Origin of the sequence: Hoylesella pleuritidis, assembly GCF_963541955.1 — a bacterium.
GTDB classification, from domain to species: Bacteria; Bacteroidota; Bacteroidia; order Bacteroidales; family Bacteroidaceae; genus Prevotella; species Prevotella pleuritidis.
The window spans coordinates 123,301-141,137 of record NZ_CAUTUT010000002.1 but is presented as its reverse complement, the minus strand read 5'-3'; the positions used below and the strand labels follow the sequence as shown (position 1 = coordinate 141,137).

General features: G+C 46.1%; 15 protein-coding genes and 1 pseudogene. 5 read left to right on the top strand and 11 right to left on the bottom strand.

Annotation, left to right across the window (positions count from 1 at the left end):
- Nucleotide 1: 1 nt before the first annotated feature.
- Nucleotides 2–436: a dUTP diphosphatase gene (gene dut, locus RWY97_RS01325; RefSeq protein ID WP_314078248.1), complete on the bottom strand. Its 435-nt coding sequence runs from the start codon at nucleotides 434–436 to the stop codon at nucleotides 2–4.
- Nucleotides 437–842: 406 nt separating this feature from the next.
- On the opposite strand from dut, the gene RWY97_RS01320 reads away from it, so the two are divergent.
- Together RWY97_RS01320 and RWY97_RS01315 are read left to right on the top strand one after the other, a co-directional pair.
- A complete protein-coding gene (locus RWY97_RS01320; protein ID WP_273175084.1) occupies nucleotides 843–1,490 on the top strand; it encodes a DUF4294 domain-containing protein in 648 nt (215 codons plus the stop codon).
- Nucleotides 1,487–2,251 (top strand): amidohydrolase, encoded by a 765-nt coding sequence (locus RWY97_RS01315; RefSeq protein ID WP_315565056.1) that lies wholly within the window; start codon nucleotides 1,487–1,489, stop codon nucleotides 2,249–2,251. Before RWY97_RS01320 ends, RWY97_RS01315 begins: the two co-directional genes overlap by 4 nt.
- A 36-nt stretch (nucleotides 2,252–2,287) precedes the next feature.
- Here RWY97_RS01315 and ybeY read toward each other — a convergent pair whose 3' ends face one another.
- From ybeY to ruvB, 3 genes are read right to left on the bottom strand one after another with little or no spacing between them, the layout of a single operon-like run.
- Nucleotides 2,288–2,719: an rRNA maturation RNase YbeY gene (gene ybeY, locus RWY97_RS01310; RefSeq protein WP_315565055.1), complete on the bottom strand. Its 432-nt coding sequence runs from the start codon at nucleotides 2,717–2,719 to the stop codon at nucleotides 2,288–2,290.
- On the bottom strand, nucleotides 2,716–3,162 hold the full coding sequence (gene coaD / locus RWY97_RS01305) for a pantetheine-phosphate adenylyltransferase (protein ID WP_315565054.1): 447 nt from the start codon (nucleotides 3,160–3,162) through the stop codon (nucleotides 2,716–2,718). Before coaD ends, ybeY begins: the two co-directional genes overlap by 4 nt.
- Nucleotides 3,163–3,166: 4 nt before the next feature.
- The gene (gene ruvB, locus RWY97_RS01300) at nucleotides 3,167–4,204 is read right to left on the bottom strand and encodes a Holliday junction branch migration DNA helicase RuvB (RefSeq protein WP_314739115.1); all 1,038 of its coding nucleotides are present in this window, start codon (nucleotides 4,202–4,204) and stop codon (nucleotides 3,167–3,169) included.
- Nucleotides 4,205–4,355: 151 nt separating this feature from the next.
- On the opposite strand from ruvB, the gene RWY97_RS01295 reads away from it, so the two are divergent.
- Together RWY97_RS01295 and RWY97_RS01290 are read left to right on the top strand one after the other, a co-directional pair.
- Entirely contained in the window at nucleotides 4,356–5,276 is a 921-nt protein-coding gene (locus RWY97_RS01295) for a YitT family protein (RefSeq protein ID WP_315565052.1), read from the top strand.
- 256 nt (nucleotides 5,277–5,532) lie between these two features.
- On the top strand, nucleotides 5,533–7,473 hold the full coding sequence (locus RWY97_RS01290; RefSeq protein WP_315565050.1) for a heavy metal translocating P-type ATPase: 1,941 nt from the start codon (nucleotides 5,533–5,535) through the stop codon (nucleotides 7,471–7,473).
- A 589-nt stretch (nucleotides 7,474–8,062) separates the two neighbouring features.
- Here RWY97_RS01290 and RWY97_RS01285 read toward each other — a convergent pair.
- Nucleotides 8,063–9,073: pseudogene (locus RWY97_RS01285) on the bottom strand (virulence RhuM family protein).
- Between the two features lie 20 nt (nucleotides 9,074–9,093).
- On the bottom strand, nucleotides 9,094–11,856 hold the full coding sequence (gene polA / locus RWY97_RS01280; RefSeq protein WP_315565048.1) for a DNA polymerase I: 2,763 nt from the start codon (nucleotides 11,854–11,856) through the stop codon (nucleotides 9,094–9,096).
- A gap of 89 nt (nucleotides 11,857–11,945) precedes the next feature.
- On the opposite strand from polA, the gene RWY97_RS01275 reads away from it, so the two are divergent.
- Nucleotides 11,946–12,923 carry a polyprenyl synthetase family protein gene (locus RWY97_RS01275; protein WP_315565046.1) on the top strand — a complete coding sequence of 326 codons (978 nt, stop codon included), beginning with the start codon at nucleotides 11,946–11,948 and terminating at the stop codon, nucleotides 12,921–12,923.
- Between the two features lie 228 nt (nucleotides 12,924–13,151).
- Here RWY97_RS01275 and deoC read toward each other — a convergent pair whose 3' ends face one another.
- The 5 genes from deoC to RWY97_RS01250 all read right to left on the bottom strand — a co-directional run bounded on the left by deoC (nucleotide 13,152) and on the right by RWY97_RS01250 (nucleotide 17,816).
- On the bottom strand, nucleotides 13,152–14,093 hold the full coding sequence (gene deoC, locus RWY97_RS01270) for a deoxyribose-phosphate aldolase (protein WP_315565044.1): 942 nt from the start codon (nucleotides 14,091–14,093) through the stop codon (nucleotides 13,152–13,154).
- A gap of 2 nt (nucleotides 14,094–14,095) precedes the next feature.
- Nucleotides 14,096–14,380, bottom strand: a complete 285-nt coding sequence (locus tag RWY97_RS01265) for a nucleotide pyrophosphohydrolase (RefSeq protein ID WP_315565107.1) — start codon at nucleotides 14,378–14,380, stop codon at nucleotides 14,096–14,098.
- A gap of 287 nt (nucleotides 14,381–14,667) precedes the next feature.
- Complete coding sequence (dtd, locus tag RWY97_RS01260) at nucleotides 14,668–15,129, bottom strand: D-aminoacyl-tRNA deacylase (protein WP_273175074.1); 462 nt, start codon at nucleotides 15,127–15,129, stop codon at nucleotides 14,668–14,670.
- 37 nt (nucleotides 15,130–15,166) lie between these two features.
- Nucleotides 15,167–16,996, bottom strand: coding sequence for an excinuclease ABC subunit UvrC (uvrC, locus tag RWY97_RS01255; RefSeq protein ID WP_021584928.1), 1,830 nt, complete (start codon nucleotides 16,994–16,996; stop codon nucleotides 15,167–15,169).
- Between the two features lie 289 nt (nucleotides 16,997–17,285).
- On the bottom strand, nucleotides 17,286–17,816 hold the full coding sequence (locus RWY97_RS01250; protein WP_314078212.1) for an adenine phosphoribosyltransferase: 531 nt from the start codon (nucleotides 17,814–17,816) through the stop codon (nucleotides 17,286–17,288).
- Nucleotides 17,817–17,837: the final 21 nt, after the last annotated feature.

Below are 17,837 nucleotides of genomic sequence, written 5' to 3'. Positions count from 1 at the left end.
TTTATTTCACACCCGTATGCCCGTAGCCTCCTGTGCCGCGTTCGGTCTCGTCTAAGCATTCTACTTCTACCCACTGTGCTCCCTCGTAACGTGCAACCACGAGCTGGGCAATACGTTCTCCGTCGCGAATAACGAAGTCTTGTTGCGAAAGATTAATCAAAAGCACCATTATTTCACCGCGATAATCGGCGTCGATTGTACCCGGCGAGTTGAGAACGGTTACTCCGTGCTTCAGCGCCAGGCCGCTGCGGGGACGTACTTGGGCCTCAAATCCGTCGGGAAGAGCGATGTGCAACCCCGTGTTAATCAGTCGTCGCTCCATCGGATGCAGTACAATGGGCTCGTTGATGTTGGCCCGAAGGTCCATCCCTGCACTCTTTTCGGTAGCATAAACGGGCAAAGGCTGATGCCCGTTATTGATGATTCGTATCTTCATTCGGCAAAGATAGTCATAAAAAATGAGACCGTTTGCAAAATCCCTTAGTATTTAACGATTTATGAGTTTTCGTTACTCCCCTTGCGATCAACGATTAGTTGCACGACGTTTGACGGTCTTTCGCACGGTGATTAACGGTTAATGAAAAAGAGGGTTATATTTAACCATTTCCAGAAAGGGAAAAGCAGGAAATTCAATGATTATTACGTACTCATTATCTTGTGTCTTTCCATTTTTCCGTCCGAATCTTTTCACCCATCCACTTATCTACTTTTTATTTTATCCACATTGTATCGTTTTTCTGATTAAGAGTTAAATGGACAATTATTTATTGAAGAATTTTAATTCTATAAATATCAATAAAGATGTGACTTAGTATAAGAAAATATCCGTAAATTTGCAAACGATGAGGTGGAAGACGACGATACTCACAGCGATTGCGGTGTTCTGCTCTTTGCAAATACAAGCACAGAACGACCGACCGGGCTATATTAACCCCGAAGATAGGGCCGTTGATATGGATAATCCCACGTTCGTGCCGATGGTAAAAGTGGGAAAAGTGCTGCTGAGAGGTGACAGTATTCAGTATGTCGAACTGAATAACGTTTACGTTTATCCGCCAATCGTGTTCAAAGATGCGTATCAGCAGCAGGCGTTCAACCGTTTGGTGTATAACGTGAAAAAGGTGTTGCCCATCGCAAAGGAGTGCAACGCAATTATACTTGAAACCTATGAGTATCTTCAAACGTTGCCGAATAAAAAGGCACGGGATGCGCATCTCAAAAAGGTAGAGCAGAGTATTAAACAGGAATATACGCCGAGAATGAAAAAACTGACTTATTCACAGGGTAAACTTCTCATCAAATTGGTTTACCGTGAATGCAATTCCACGTCGTATAATCTTATCCAAGCCATTCTCGGTCCGGTGCGTGCAGGCTTTTATCAGGCCTTTGCGTGGATGTTCGGAGCCAGTCTTAAAAAGCAGTATGACCCCAACGGCGTCGACCGTTTGACTGAACGTGTGGTGCTAATGGTAGAAGCTGGGCAGCTATGAGAGTATCGATACTGCAACGAGATATCATTTGGGCCGATCCCGCAAGCAATATTCGGGCGGCAGACGAAGCTATCGACAGGCAACAAGGAGCTGATCTCTATGTATTGCCCGAGATGTTTTCGACGGGCTTTGCGATGCAACCTGACGGACTTGCAGAGCCGAATGATGGTGAGACTCTGCACTGGATGAAATGCAAAGCAGCCCAATGCAAAGCAGCGATAGCAGGTTCTGTGGCCGTAAATGATGACGGAAGATTTTACAACCGATTCTATTTCGTACAGCCGAACGGGTGCGTCGACACTTACGACAAGCGTCATCTCTTCACGTACAGCGGTGAAGATAAATGCTTTACACGTGGTAATGAGCGCGTGATTGTTGCTTTTCGAGGTATCAGATTCTTATTGGAGGTGTGTTATGACTTGCGTTTTCCTGTGTGGAGTCGTAATCAGAAAGACTACGATTGCATTCTGTACGTGGCCAATTGGCCTACATCTCGCATTGCTGCGTGGCGTACATTGCTGCGTGCCCGAGCCATAGAGAATCAGTGCTTTGTGGTGGGAGTCAACCGCGTGGGGCGTGATCCACAGTGCGAATATTGCGGAGCATCCGTCATTCTCGACCCTTATGGCAATACCCTTGCAGCCTGTGAGGCTAACCGCGAATGCGAAGCTACGGCACAATTGGATATGACCGCGTTGGTGAAATTCCGTCAGGAGTTCCCTGTTCTCAATGATGCTGATGCCTTCCTAATGAAGAAATAAACTTTCAGTTGAATTCATCGGCAGACCACTGAACATCTATTGTTTGTCCGAAAGCAGCTTAAGCAGTGTGAGTGCTCTGTCTTCTGCGGCTTCCATCAGCTCACGTTCGCCGGGACCTTTATCGTTAATGCCGCAGAGATGAAGAATGCCGTGGATGATGACCCGGTGCAACTCGTCGTCGAACGACTTGCCGAACTGCTCGGCATTGCTGCGCACCGTGTCGACACTTATCACGATATCACCATTGAGAACATCTCTTTCATCATAATCAAAAGTAATGATATCGGTATAATAATCGTGTCCGAGATACTCCCGATTGATTTCAAGTATCTTCTCATCGTCTACAAACATATAGCCGATTTCACCTATCCGACGGTCGTAAGTAGCTGCAACGGTCTCTATCCAAACCGAAGTCTCGCGCCGTTTCAGCCTCGGCATTTTGATGTTTTCACTGTTATATGTAATCATTTCTTCATTGGTAAGAATTCACTTACATCTTTTCCGAAGTGTATCAGTTCACGAATCATTGTCGAGCTGATACTTTCCATCTTCGGTTCTGCATAGAAAAGGATGGTGTCTATACCGCCGATCTGCCGATTGATATCGGCTTGTTCACGCTCGTATTCAAAGTCTTTGATGCTCCGGACACCTTTAATGATGAACCAAGCACCCTCTCGATGTGCAAACTCCACAGCCAAATCGTTATAGGCTTTGACCTCTATTCGAGACTCGGCGGCATAGAGTTCGGCAATGCTTTTCACCCTTACGTCAGGGCTGTACATATATTTCTTACGCTCATTGACCCCTACTCCAATGACAATTCGATCGAACAACGGCAACGCCCGACGCACAACGGCATCGTGCCCAATAGTGAACGGGTCAAAACTTCCTATAAAAAGGCCTGTCTTCATATTTTTATTCGTCAAACAATCCAGGATGTCTCGCGGTGCTGTTAAATATATTTCGGCCGAAATGTTGATACGCAAGCTCGGTTGCCACACGGCCGCGGGGCGTTCGTTTGATGAATCCCTCCATAATGAGGAACGGCTCATAAACCTCTTCCACAGTACCGCTGTCTTCGCCGATAGCTGTCGCAATGGTCGAGACTCCCACCGGACCGCCTTTAAATTTATCGATAATCGTGAGCAGAATCTTATTATCTATCTCATCTAAACCATACTGATCGATATTCAAAGCCGTGAGAGAGAGACGCGATATGGTTGTATCGATACGCCCATCGCCCTTTACTTGTGCAAAGTCTCGCACTCTGCGGAGCAACGCATTGGCAATTCGGGGCGTACCGCGAGAGCGTCGTGCGAGTTCAATAGCAGCCTCATTGTCTATCGGAACATTCAGAATCGAAGCCGAACGCTTAATGATTCGCGCCAGTACTTCGGGCTCGTAATATTCCAAATGCAAGTTAATGCCGAAACGGGCACGCAACGGAGCCGTGAGCAAACCGCTGCGAGTGGTGGCTCCAATGAGCGTAAACGGATTGAGATCAATTTGTATCGACCGTGCCGAAGGTCCCTTATCGATCATTATATCAATGCGAAAGTCTTCCATTGCAGAGTAAAGATACTCTTCGACAACAGGCGAAAGACGATGGATTTCATCGATAAACAGCACGTCGTTAGCATCAAGCGAGGTGAGAATACCCGCTAAATCGCCCGGCTTATCAAGCACCGGACCGCTCGTTAACTTGAATCCCACACCCAATTCATTGGCAATGATATTGCTCAGTGTAGTCTTTCCCAAGCCCGGCGGCCCGTGAAGGAGTGTGTGATCGAGCGGTTCGCCGCGGTATTTAGCAGCTTCTACGAACACCTCTAAATTCTCCACCACTTTCGTCTGACCGCTGAAGTCGGCGAATTTAGGCGGTCTCAGTGCGTTCTCGAAGTCGCGTTCGGCCGGCGAAATACGTTCATCTCTGATATCGAAGTCGTCGTTCATTGTTCTGTTTGGCATTCCTTTGGACTGCAAAGATAGCGAAATTCCCTGATAAATCGCCGACTTGAGTGTCTCAATTTTTCACTGTTTATATTTTGAAATGTTGCAAAGTTCATCTACCTTTGTATCGACAAAAACCATTTTAGACAATAAGATGAAACATATCACACGCAAAGCGCTCTATCGAGAAATAATGGATTATGTGATGATTGCCATCGGAATGCTTTCCTATTGCATTGGTTGGACCATCTTTCTTTTGCCTAACAACATCAGCACCGGCGGTGTAGCAGGACTCTCTTCGATTCTGTTCTGGGGTGCAAAGGTGCCTGTTCAGGTTACCTTTTTCTCAGTAAACGCAGTACTGTTGATCATCGCTTTAAGGGTGTTAGGCCTTAAATTCTGCATCAAAACGATTTATGGCGTGGTGTTGCTCACGATGTTCGTGGCCGCGTTTCGCAATCTTTTCCCTCACCCCACGATACTGACCGACCAACCATTTATGGCCAGTATCATCGGTGCAGTATTCTGCGGAGTGGGCATCGGATACGGACTCTCGTTCAACGGAAGCACCGGAGGCTCGGACATTGTGGCCGCAATCGTCAACAAATATCGTGACATCTCGCTCGGACGAGTGGTTCTTCTCTGCGATATGATCATCGTAACGTTCAGCTATGTAGCACTGCACAGTTGGGAACAAGTCATCTATGGTTATGTCGTACTCATCATTACGGCTTTCGTTTTAGACCAAGTCGTCAACTCAGGACGCCGTTCTGTGCAGTTTCTTATTATCTCCGAGCGTTACGATGAGATATGCGAGCGCATCACAGCAGACCCTCCTCATCGCGGATGTACGGTTATAGACGCCCACGGTTACTACTCGGGCAACAACCTGAAAGTACTGATCGTGGTCACCAAACAGCGCGAAGCAGGCCTTCTTTATCGAATGATCGACGACATAGACCCCAACGCTTTCGTCACGCAAAGCGCCGTAATGGGCGTTTACGGTAAAGGTTTCGATCACTTTAAAGTGAAAAGACATCACGGGGAAAAGGGTGAGGCTATGTCTTACTTATAATAAAGCCGTTTCCAATTAACCGTTACTTGTCGTGCAATTAACCGTTATTCACCGTGCGTTTAACCGTTAATTGCACGGCATTTAACGGCTAATCGCAATCGAGTTTGTATCTTCTTAATAACCAATTATTTACGACAGCAGAAGCATATAAGTTCCGACGAAAAAACCTTCTGCCGTTCGTCGGTATTATATTGCAACCGAGTTGCACCCGAATTGTTTTACCTTTGCAGGCAGAAAACAATCAAAAGATAAAATAATGGAACACGATCACGGAGAAGAAAAACTACCTGTTGGAAAGATTATAACGGCAGCCGCAATGCTTATTACAGGCCTATTACTGCAAGAATGGGATGCTACGTGGTTTCAAAATACGCCCACACGGTTGGTATTTTATGGTGTAGCCTACGCCTTTGTGGCCTTACCCGTCGTCCGCGAGGCGTGGGAATGGGCCGTAAAAGGCGATATTTTCAGCGAGTTTATGCTGATGACCATAGCCACAATAGGCGCCTTTGCCATCGGTGAGTACCCCGAAGCCGTAGCCGTAATGCTGCTTTACTGCATCGGCGAAGCCTTTCAGGATCGGGCGGTCGACCGCGCACGAGACAATATCGAGGCACTAATTAAACTGCGCCCGACGAAAGTGCGCCGCGTGACGAACCATCTTCCTATTGCCGAAGAAAGCCCAAACATCGGTGCAACCACTGTCGAAACCGATCCCGATGACGTGAAAGTGGGCGACATTATAGAAGTAAGAGCAGGCGAACGAGTGCCGTTAGACGGAACGCTATGCGCCCCCTCTCCCTTAGGAGAGGGCTGGAGTGAGGCTTCAGCTGCCTTCAACACCGCTGCTCTCACGGGCGAATCGGCCCCCCGAAACATTACATCCGGAGCAGAAGTATTGGCCGGAATGATTCCCACCGACCGTGTGGTGCAACTCTGCGTACTGCGACCCGCAAGCGAATCGGCCATTTCGCGTATCCTGAAAATGGTGGAAGAGGCAGCCGAACGCAAATCGCCCACCGAATTATTCATCCGCAAATTCGCCCACGTTTACACACCGACAGTCATCGCCTTGGCTGTTCTCACCGTGCTGTTACCGTGGATTTACACCACGATTGACGGCGGTTTTCATTACGTTTTCAGCGAATGGTTCCGCCGGGCATTAGTCTTTCTGGTCATCTCTTGCCCCTGCGCATTGGTCATCAGCATACCGCTGACCTATTTCGGAGGCATCGGCGCAGGTTCCAAACGCGGTATTTTGTTCAAAGGAGGCAACTATCTCGATGCAATGACACGCGTAGATACTGTCGTGTTCGACAAGACCGGGACACTCACTTCGGGCGCATTCACTTTGCAGAAGACGGTCGGATTAACTGACGACGACTTGCAATCGATCGTCGCCATCGAACAAAACAGCAATCATCCCATTGCCAAAGCCATCGTGAATGGGCGCCATTCGGATCGCCGGGCCACGATAAAAGACATTGCCGGACACGGTATCGAGGGAACGGTCGACGGCAAAGCATGGCTTATCGGTACCCAACGGCTGCTCGACAAACACCAAGTGGCATATCCCACAACTGTGAACGGCCTCTCGGGGACGGTTATTCTCTGTGCTTGCAACGGCGAGTTTCGAGGGCATATTGAGTTGGCCGATATGCCGAAAGCCGATGCCCGTGCAGCCGTCGATGCTTTGCGTGAAGCAGGCGTGAAACGAATCGATATCCTTTCGGGCGACCGTCAGGCTATGGTCGACGAGGTTTCAGCCGCTCTCGGCATTGATAACGGCCAAGGCAATTTGCTTCCACAGGATAAGGTCAACTACATCGAACAGTTGGAACAGCGCGGAATGACGGTGGCATTTGTTGGTGACGGCATCAACGATGCACCTGTTTTGGCTCTCAGCAGTGTAGGAATGGCGATGGGCGCAATGGGTTCTGACGTTGCGATTGAGACCGCCGACATAATCATTCAAACTGATGAACCGTCGAAAGTAGCTGAAGCGCTCCGTCTGAGTCGCCGCACCCGCACCATCGTTTATCAGAATATCGCCTTGGCCATCGGCATCAAACTCCTCGTGATGTGTCTCGGCTTATTAGGCGTTGCCACACTATGGGAGGCCGTATTTGCCGACAGTGGCGTCGCCCTTTTAGCCGTATTGAACGCCACAAGAATATTTTTAAAGGTGAAAAAGTGAGAAAGTGAAAGGGTGAAAAGGTCCTGCCGAAACAGTCCAAAGCTAAAATCAGGCTACACCTATTATATCATCGAAAATCATATATATACGAGTCATATTCCGGCTAATGGTTAATTATCTTTCGAAAAGCTATAATCCGTTTTATGATGAGTCGCTCCTCACAAAACGGATTGTATTTGGTTGATTCCCACGTAAATACAGAGCGTGAATGACTCTGTATCATCCGCTACGCGGATGAACGCAAAAAAGACTACCGCTGCAAATTATTGATTATCAAATAAATATCTATTGGTGGAGCAATTGATATTTAATGGATGTGTATTTAAGCATTAAACGGTGTGCGATTAACCGTTACTTAACTGTGCGATTAACCGTTAATTGCAGTACAACTAACCGTTAAACGGCGGGTAAGTAACGCTTTCTGAGTAGCGGTTAGATACTTCTTGCATCATTGAAAATGATTTGTGAATTGACAGAGAAGAATTAGTAGGAATAGAATCGTTATCGTCCGTGTAAGGTGTGGATGGTTACTGAGTATGAGGTTGTCTGTTTTTTGTTCGTGAAATCGAACATCTCAGGAACTGGCAAACTAATTATTATTTCGCTTTTTAATTCTTTTTTCTAAGTCTTCTAATGCTTTCAATTCATCAAGATCAGCTTCTTTTGCTTCGCTTTCTTTTCTTTTTTGATCGAATTTTTCATATACTTTTTTTACGAAAAGTTCCATTTGGTTGTTTGATATGGTTCCTTTTCCTGATAGGATATCCATATTTTGGAAATTAAGTAAGTTGTTGACATTATTTCGCCAATAATCTAACGTTAAACTCTTTCGCTCTTTTATTCTTAGTTCTGCTGTTTCAAGGAAGATTGTCACGAGTCGATTCAGCGTGTCAATTTCGTCTTTTCCCAAATAATTTTTAGCTATCATAATGTCTTGAAGACGTACGATAGTTCCCTTCCAAGAAGTCAATCCCATATTGGGTTTTGATGAATTGGCATGTGATGCGATAAGTTCTGTTGCTGTATGATGGGTAACTGCATATAACAATTTATTCTGAGTTTCAGCAAAGAACATCTGAGTTGCCTTTTGATATGTGTCGTAATCTGAACTCAATTTGAATAAATCCCGTAGTTTTTGATAGAATCTTTTTTTCGAAGCTTTAATATCTCGGATGTGTTCTAACAGTTCATCGAAGTAATCGGGATATCCATTGGGATTCTTTAAGCGCTCATCATCCATCGTGAAACCTTTTATTAGGTATTCCGAGAGATGCTGTGTTGCCCATTAGCGAAATTGAATTCCACGTATTCCTCGTACTCGATACCCGATGGCTAATATCATTTCCAAGGAGTAGTAAATGATTTTATATTGCTTGTTATCATCTGCAGTTGTCAAAAAATACTTGACAACTGATTCTTCTTTCAACTCTTTGTCTTTCAGAATATTAACTATGTGATAGCTGATTGTTTGCTTTGAGGTGGCAAAAAGTTGTGCAATTTGCTGTTGATTCAGACAAACATTGCCATCTTTTGCATAAAGAGCGATAGAAGATTTGCCATCTTTAGTTTTATAAATGGTGATATTATTTTGCTCTTCCATTGTCTATTTGCCATTTATATTCAATGCGCTTCCAACCAGTTCTTGCCCCAACCGCCGTCTGCAATGAGGGGAACGGAGAGGGGATAAGCAGCTTGCATCTCTTCCATCACAATCTTTTCTACCTGCGAATGTTCATCGGGCAGCACACTGAAGTTCAATTCATCGTGCACTTGAAGAATCATTTTAGAGTGGATTCCCTCACGTTTGAAACGCTGGTAGATGCGAACCATCGCCACTTTGATGATGTCTGCTGCACTACCTTGTATCGGAGCGTTGATGGCATTACGCTCGGCAAAACCGCGAACGGTGGCATTGTGACTGTTGATGTCGGGCAGATAGCGACGCCGATGGAAAACAGTCTCGGCATAACCGCACATTCGAGCCGACTCTTTCGACCGCTCCATATAGTCGCGCACACGCGGATACGTCTCGAAATAACCGTCTATTAACTGTTTGGCTTCTGCCCGATCGATGTCCAAACGCTCTGCAAGTCCGAAGACAGTGATGCCGTAAATGATGCCGAAATTGGCCCGTTTGGCTTTCGTCCGTTGGTCGCGTGTCACGCTATCCATCGTTTCGTGATAGATCTTTGCAGCCGTTGCAGCGTGAATATCATAGCCTTCGCGAAAGGCTTCGAGCATATTTTCGTCCTCGCTCAGATGCGCCATCACGCGCAATTCGATCTGACTGTAATCGGCGGAAAAGAACTCGCAGCCCGCGTCCGGTATGAAACACTTGCGTATTTCCTTGCCATCCTCGCCGCGAACAGGTATGTTTTGCAGGTTGGGGTCACTTGAAGAGAGACGCCCAGTGGCCGTAACTGTTTGGTTAAAAGATGTGTGTATGTGGCCTGTTCGGGGATTGATGAGTTTCGGAAGGGCGTCGACATAAGTGCCGAGGAGCTTTTTCAGCCCGCGGTGATCAAGTATATCGGCCACGATTTCGTGCTTGCCACGAAGTTGTTGAAGTACTTCTTCACTCGTGACATACTGTCCAGTCTTCGTTCGTTTGGCCTTTTCGATGATCTTCATTTCACCGAACAGGATATCGCCCACCTGTTTCGGCGAAGCGATGTTGAATGTTTTGCCGGCCAATTCATAAATTCTGAGTTCCAGTTCGTGCATCCGTCGGTTGAGTGTTTCGGATGTTTCGCGCAGCGCCTGAGTGTCTATACACACGCCGTTCATCTCCATTTCGGCCAAGACTGGAACCAAAGGCATCTCTATTTCATAGAAAAGCTCTTCTACACCAAGCTCTTTCAGTTTCGGTTCCAATACGTTTTTCAGTTGCAAAGTGATGTCGGCATCCTCCGCAGCGTATTCATAAACGGCTTCGGGCGACAGCTCGCGCATACTGCGTTGATTCTTTCCGCGGGGCCCGATGAGTTCGTCTATGTGGATGGTTCGATATCGGAGATACACTTCGGCCATATAATCCATATTGTGGCGAAGTTCCGGTTGGATGAGGTAATGCGCTATCATCGTATCGAAAAGCTGGCCTTTGAGCTCTACGTCATAATGTTGCAACACCTCTAAATCATACTTAATGTTTTGCCCTACTTTAACAATTGACGGGTCTTCATATAGCGGTTTGAAGATATTAACAATCTTTTGAGCCTCTTCACTGTTGTTTGGAACAGGCACATAAAAGGCCTTTCGTTCTTCGACCGAAAAGCTCAAGCCCACCAATTCGGCGTCAATCGGGTTAGTAGAAGTGGTTTCCGTGTCTAAACTTAATATCTGTTTTGTCCTGAAAAAGTCACAAATGCGCTGCATTTCGTGTTGATCTTCAACGAGTTTGTATTCGTGCGGGACTGTTTTTAAGCTCTCAAAACTCTCGTTTTCAGGCTCACCTGCATGCTCGGTCGTGTTTACGCCGAACAGATCCAGCTGTCCGTTAACAGGCGTTTTATTGTTTTTACGTTTATTCAAGATGCGATCTGCGAAGCTCTTAAACTCTAATTCGGTAAACAGTTCGCGCAGTTTTTCATTGTCGGGTTCGGTAAGTTGCAATTCGTCGAGGTTAAGATCGATGGGTACGTCGGTGCGAATCGTGGCGAGGAACTTCGACATTCGAATATCGTCTACGTGTTCTTCTACTTTTGTTTTCATTGCTCCTTTAAGCTGATCTGTATGTTTCAGCAGCTCGTCGACAGTTCCAAATTCGCCGATTAACTTGACAGCCGTCTTCTCTCCGATGCCGGGACAGCCCGGAAAGTTGTCTGCCGAGTCGCCCATCAGTGCCAAAAGATCAATTACCTGAGCCGGAGATGCAATGCCGTATTTGGTTTTTACTTCGTCTACTCCCATCGTTTCGTAACCTCCGCCGTGCATAGGGCGGAAGATAAAAACATTGTCTCTCACCAGCTGTCCATAGTCTTTGTCAGGCGTGAGCATATAAGTTTCGATGCCGTCGGCACCTGCTTTCACGGCCAATGTACCGATAATGTCGTCGGCTTCGAAGCCTTCTGTTTGCAGAATAGGTATGCGATAGGCCGCCAGAATATCTTTGATGATGGGCACTGAAATCTTGATGTCTTCGGGAGTAGCCTCTCGCTGCGCCTTATAAGCAGGGAATGCCTCGTTGCGAAACGTCAATCCGTGGTCGAAAGCCACGCCGATGTGGGTGGGATTTTCCTTTGTCAACACCTCGTTCAGCGTGTTGCAGAATCCCATTATAGCCGAAGTGTTGAGGCCTTTTGAATTAATTCGCGGGTTGCGAATAAACGCATAGTAAGATCGGTAGATTAATGCGTAAGCGTCTAAAAGGAAGAGTCTGTCCATAAATCTTTTGCTTTGACCGTGTAAAAGTAATAAAAAAATGCCACAAATCGCGATAAAAGCAGTAATTTTGTGACAAATTTCGATCACCAATGGATTATTTGTCACGCATCAAAAAACCGATAACACCGGAGCTCGACGACTTTATCCGGCTCTTTGATACGTCGCTTTCGCACAGCGACGGACTGCTTTCGCAAGTGCTCGAACACATTCGTCATCGAGCCGGAAAGCGTATGCGGCCGATGCTGATACTGCTGGCAGCAAAGGCGTTCGGCACTATCAACGATGCCACTCAGAACGCTTCGGTGGGGCTGGAACTGCTTCACACGGCCAGCCTGGTGCACGACGACGTGGTGGATGAGAGTGGTGAGCGGCGCGGTCAGGCCTCGGTCAATGCGACATATAATAACAAGGTGGCCGTGCTTGTGGGCGATTACATTCTCTCTACGGCCTTGCTTTATGTGTCGTTCACGCACAGTGAGGTCATCGTTCGCCGTTTGGCAGAGCTGGGGCGCACGCTTTCGAACGGCGAAATACTGCAACTGACGAACATTCAGAGTCAAGAAATCTCCGAGGAAGTATATTTCCGAGTGATCGAACAGAAGACAGCGGCTCTCTTTGAAGCCTGTGCTGCCGTTGGTGCTTTATCTGTCGGAACCAGTGAAAAGAATGTGGCGGCGGCCGAAAAGTTCGGTAGCGACATCGGGATTATCTTCCAAATTCGCGACGATATATTTGATTATTACGACTCGACGGCCATCGGCAAGCCTACGGGTAACGATATGGCAGAGGGTAAGTTGACGCTTCCTGTCATTTATGCACTGCGTTCTGCGGGCGACGAGACGATGATGTCGCTGGCCCGAAAAGTGAAAACACGTGAGATAAACACCGATGAAATCGCCCGTTTGGTGGCTTTCACTAAGACTAACGGCGGTATCGAATATGCCGAACAGCGGATGAACGAGTATCGAAAATCGGCAATGGCGTTTATCGATACGTACGTTTCAGATCCCGGAATCAAGTCGGCACTCACGGCATATGTCGACTTTATTATTGACAGAAACGTTTGAAAGGGGGAAGGAAGGTGAAAAAGTGAAAGGGTGGAAAAGTGGAAAGAGATTGTAACTAACCATTAGTTGTATTCTAAAAAGCCGTTAATCGGTGTGCGATTAACCGTTAATTGCAGTATAACTAACCGTTAAACGCACTGTAACTAACGGTTAATTGCATTGCAAAAGGGCATTGGCTGAAATCTCTTTTCACTTTTCCACCCTTTCACCTTTTCACTTCTCCCCTTTTTAAAAGAACTTAATCTCTTCTCCTTCGATCTCACTCAGCAGGAGATTAGCCAACCGACTCGTGCCCAAACGGAACCACTTATTGGTCAACCATTTGTCGCCGAGCACTTCTTTTACGATTGTGTAATAGGTGAGTGCATCCATCACACTGTTAATTCCGCCTGCGGGCTTGAAGCCGATCTGTATTCCCGTCTCGTCGTAATACTCCTTGATGGCTTGGCACATCACGTAAGCGGCCTCGGGTGTAGCAGCAATTTTCTCCTTGCCTGTTGATGTTTTGATGTAGTCGGCACCTGCATACATCGATAAAATGGAGGCTTTTTTGATGTCTGAAGCATTGCGGAGGCAACCCGTTTCGAGGATAACCTTCATTGCAGCAGTGCCACACGTCTGCTTCAACTCGCTGATATCGTCGCACACGCCTTCGTAATCGCCGCTGAGAAACTTGCCTACCGGCATCACGATATCAATCTCCGTGGCTCCGTCTTTCACGGCTAATGCCGTCTCGGCAATCTTTATTTCGATGAGCGCCTGCGATGAAGGAAAACTCCCCGAGACGCAAGCGATCTCCACACCGTCTACTTCCAATGTCTCGCTTACAATCGAAGCAAAACACGGGTAAACGCAGATCGTGGCCACGTGGGGCAGATTTGGATAGGCGGCATCAAACTGATTGACACGCTCGGCGAATGCCATCACACTCTCATCAGAGTCTGTTGTCTTGAGCGTTGTGAGTTCAATGCTGCCGAAAAGGAATTTTTTTGTCTCTAAATTGTCGTTTTCGTGCACCTTTTCAGCAATAATTTGCTGCACGGCCGTGCGCATTTCGTCGTCGTTAATGTCTGTGTTATACTTGTCGAGAACCTGTTCATATTTGCTTTTCTGTGGCTCATCGTGGTGATGGTGGTGATGAGCGGGCTCGATTTTTGGTGTTATTGCCATACTTATTTCAATTTATTGTTATTGTGATGTCGTGTTTTATCGCGTGCGGTTTTCTTTTCGAGGTTTTTCCGAAAGGCTTCGGTTAGGTCAACACCGGTCTGGTTTGCAAGGCAGAGCAGCACCCAAAGCACGTCTGCCATTTCGTCTCCGAGGTCGTGACTCTCACCCTTTTTAAAGCTCTGATCGCCATAAGTGCGGGCCATAATACGTGCCAATTCGCCCACTTCTTCGGTTAAGCATGCCATATTTGTCAGTTCCGAAAAATAGCGCACACCGTAAGTCTTGATCCATTCATCTACAAGGCGTTGAGCGGATGATAAAGAGAGGGGAGCTCGCCAATCCTCAGCGAGAGCCCCTCTCCGTTCCTCCCCCGTAGGGAGGGAGCCTTTATTGCGTGTATATTCACTGTCTTTTTCTATGTCCATCATTATCTTTTGGTGTTTAATGAGATACTTCTTCCTCGCTTGTCATAAGCTCTTTGCCTTTTTATTATTTCCTTCTAACTCCTTTACTGTAAGCTCCTTACCTCCTTACTACTTCCTCTTTCTTACTCGATTTGCGAATAACTTTCTCCCTACGGGGTAGGGATGGGGAGGGGCCTTTCCATCACTATCGTCACAGGTCCATCGTTGACGAGTTCCACTTGCATATTGGCGCCAAACTCACCGGTACCTACCGGCTTGCCCAATAGTGCAGAAAGTCGTTCGCAAAAGGCCTCATAAAGGGGAATGGCAATGCTGTGTGGTGCTGCGTTTATCCATGAGGGACGATTCCCCTTGCGGCAATCGCCCATCAGTGTAAACTGACTTACAATGAGGATTTCACCTCCGATATCTTGTATGGAACGGTTCATCACACCCTGTTCATCATCGAAAATGCGTAGGGAAGCGGTCTTTTTTGCTAACCATTCCGCGTCTTCGGCCGAATCTTTCGGAGCTATTCCCACGAGCACCAACAGTCCTTTTTCTATTGATGATTTGACTTTCCCGTTGATAGTAACCGATGCTCGGCTCACCCTTTGTATCACAAGTCTCATTTTACAAAGGTATTTAAATTTGTGGAAAGCTCCAAATTTAAGGATGAAAATATGTGAATACGATTTCCGCTCGCACCTTTCCAATGATTGATGTAAGCCTCTGAATATCAGTGTTTTTAATGTTTTGGACGGTCTTTAATGCCTTGATGAGCGCCTCTTTGCTCTTAGGGCCGATGCCGCGGATATCGTCCAACTCGCTGTGAAGGGCGCGTTTGCTGCGTTTATCGCGATGAAAAGTGATGGCATAGCGGTGAACTTCGTCTTGGATTTGAGACAGAATGTGGAACAACTCCGATTTTGTGCTCAATCCGATGACATTCGGTGGCCATCCGTAAAGCAGTTCGTTGGTGCGGTGTCGGTCGTCTTTGGCTAAACCGGCAATGGGTATATTCATTCCCAATTCATCCTCTACGACCTGCCGAACAACGTCCATTTGCCCCTTTCCACCGTCAGTGATGATGAGATCTGGCAGCCGTTGTCTTTCGTTCAGCATTCGCTTGTAACGTCGTCGTACTACTTCCTGCATTGAAGCATAGTCGTCTGGGCCCGTGACTGTCTTGATATTGTATTTTCGGTAGTCTTTTTTCGATGGCTTCATTGCCTTGAACACGATACAGCCCGCAACCGCATCACTGCCTGATATGTTCGAGTTGTCAAAGCATTCTATTTGATAAGGGAGTTTGGGCAGCTTCAATTTGTCTTGCAACTCTTTCATTAAACGCGTTGATTTTTGCTCGGGATTGAGCTTTTCTGCCTGTTTCAGTCGGTCGAATTTATATTGCTTACCATTCATTTCAGAGAGTTCTAAAAGGCGTTTCTTGTCTCCCCGTTTAGGAATGAAGAATTCGGCGTCTTTCAATTTCCACTCCATCTCGAAAGGAACGATAACCTCTTTGGCCGTGCTTTGAAATCTTTCGCGGATATTTGTAACCGCAGTAATCAATAGGTCGGTATCTGTTTCGTGTAGTTTTCGCTTATACTCAAAAGTGAAACTCTGGTTGATCGTGCCGTTTTTAACGTGTATATAATTGATGAAAGCGTTCTTATGGCTGTCGTCGTTGATGATTGTGAACACGTCGACATCATCGATTGTATGGCTTACAACCTCGCTCTTGGCGCAGAATTTGTTGATTAATAAGTATTTCTTCTTCAACACTTCTGCCTCTTCGAACTTTAATTCGGCGGCTTTCTCCTGCATCATTGCATAGATTATTTGGCTTACTTTGCGTGTGTTTCCTTTTAGAATCTCCCGTGCTTGGGCAATATTTTCCTGGTATTCTTTATAAGAAATCTTGTTGATACACGGTGCATCGCAGTTTTGAATGTGGTATTCTAAGCAGGCTTTGTATTTTCCTTGTACAATGCCTCCAAGTTCGATAGGGTGGTGGCAGGTGCGGGGCTTATAGAGTTTGTTGATGAGTTCCAATATGGCATACATACTCGAAAGGTTGCTGTAAGGGCCGAAGTAAGTACCGAAACGTCTGTCTATCGTGCGTGTTTTTAGTATTCGGGGGAATGTTTCGTTCGTGATACAGATACTGGGATAAGTCTTTCCGTCTTTCAGCAGCACGTTATAACGTGGGTTATACTTCTTAATAAGACTGTTTTCCAATAAAAGTGCGTCTTCTTCGGTATTGACAACGGTGTAAGATATATCCCGAATCTTACTGACGAGAACCTTTGTCTTGAATCGGTCTACTTCTTTATGGAAATATGATGCGACACGACGCTTCAAATGTTTTGCTTTTCCTACATAGATAATTGTGTGGCTATCGTCATAAAACTGATAGCTACCAGGCTTTTCGGGCATTGTCGAAACGATGCTCTTTAAGTAGGAAAGGCGCTTCTCATTTTCTTCTTTCGTCATTCGTAATCTCTTTTATTTAAAGTACGTTTATGTCGTTTTGTTTCACGTGGAACGACAGTTGTATCTGCTGGATGATAATGGTTAGTTTGACTTTGGTTGTTGGTCGGAATTTAGACTTATTGAAAGCGTTTTGCGTTTAACTGTTTCTTGTATTGTAATTAACGGTTAAATACGTTGCATTTAACCGTTAAATGCACTGCGAAAAGCCGTTAATTGCAGTGCGTTTAACGGCTTTTCGCAAGAGGTTTAGAAGCTGCTGATTTTCAGAGCGTTATCTCTCTTGCTTCTCTTATATCTTAATGAGGCTTGAGATTTCAAGTTCATTGTTGAATGCTTCGCGTCCGTTCATTCCTTCATTTACCAATTCGATGATGAAGTTTGCGTACACTTTTTTAGGGTGAAACTTCTTAACGAGGTCGTAGGCGGCTTTCATTGTTCCGCCCGTTGCCAGCAAGTCGTCGTGTAAAAGAATAATGTCGTTTTCATCGATTGCGTCTTTATGAATCTCAATCGTGTCTTTTCCGTATTCCTTGGCATAGCTTTCTTGCACTGTCTCACACGGTAATTTGCCAGGTTTTCGGCATAGAATGATACCGGCGTTCAGCTTTAATGCCAAAGCCGATGACATCACAAAGCCTCGGCTTTCGATGCCAACAATCTTAGTAATACCCTTATCTTTGTACAAGTCATACATCTCTTCAGTAATCTCTTTGAGGCATTCGGGGTTCTTGAATAACGTTGTAACGTCTCTGAAATTGACGCCTTTCTTCGGCCAATCTGGTACACATCTCAGATGGTCTAACAATAGTTTGTTGTTCATTTTCAATACTTTATGAGTTTG

What these genes read in the sequence shown, in the direction of transcription:
- ruvB (WP_314739115.1), bottom strand. Translation starts at nt 4,204, where the DNA reads ATGAACGACGACTTCGATATCAGAGATGAACGTATTTCGCCGGCCGAA.
- dtd (WP_273175074.1), bottom strand. Translation starts at nt 15,129, where the DNA reads ATGAGACTTGTGATACAAAGGGTGAGCCGAGCATCGGTTACTATCAAC.
- coaD (WP_315565054.1), bottom strand. Translation starts at nt 3,162, where the DNA reads ATGAAGACAGGCCTTTTTATAGGAAGTTTTGACCCGTTCACTATTGGG.
- RWY97_RS01315 (WP_315565056.1), top strand. Translation starts at nt 1,487, where the DNA reads ATGAGAGTATCGATACTGCAACGAGATATCATTTGGGCCGATCCCGCA.
- polA (WP_315565048.1), bottom strand. Translation starts at nt 11,856, where the DNA reads ATGGACAGACTCTTCCTTTTAGACGCTTACGCATTAATCTACCGATCT.
- RWY97_RS01295 (WP_315565052.1), top strand. Translation starts at nt 4,356, where the DNA reads ATGAAACATATCACACGCAAAGCGCTCTATCGAGAAATAATGGATTAT.
- RWY97_RS01320 (WP_273175084.1), top strand. Translation starts at nt 843, where the DNA reads ATGAGGTGGAAGACGACGATACTCACAGCGATTGCGGTGTTCTGCTCT.
- deoC (WP_315565044.1), bottom strand. Translation starts at nt 14,093, where the DNA reads ATGGCAATAACACCAAAAATCGAGCCCGCTCATCACCACCATCACCAC.
- uvrC (WP_021584928.1), bottom strand. Translation starts at nt 16,996, where the DNA reads ATGACGAAAGAAGAAAATGAGAAGCGCCTTTCCTACTTAAAGAGCATC.
- RWY97_RS01250 (WP_314078212.1), bottom strand. Translation starts at nt 17,816, where the DNA reads ATGAACAACAAACTATTGTTAGACCATCTGAGATGTGTACCAGATTGG.
- RWY97_RS01290 (WP_315565050.1), top strand. Translation starts at nt 5,533, where the DNA reads ATGGAACACGATCACGGAGAAGAAAAACTACCTGTTGGAAAGATTATA.
- RWY97_RS01275 (WP_315565046.1), top strand. Translation starts at nt 11,946, where the DNA reads ATGGATTATTTGTCACGCATCAAAAAACCGATAACACCGGAGCTCGAC.
- dut (WP_314078248.1), bottom strand. Translation starts at nt 436, where the DNA reads ATGAAGATACGAATCATCAATAACGGGCATCAGCCTTTGCCCGTTTAT.
- ybeY (WP_315565055.1), bottom strand. Translation starts at nt 2,719, where the DNA reads ATGATTACATATAACAGTGAAAACATCAAAATGCCGAGGCTGAAACGG.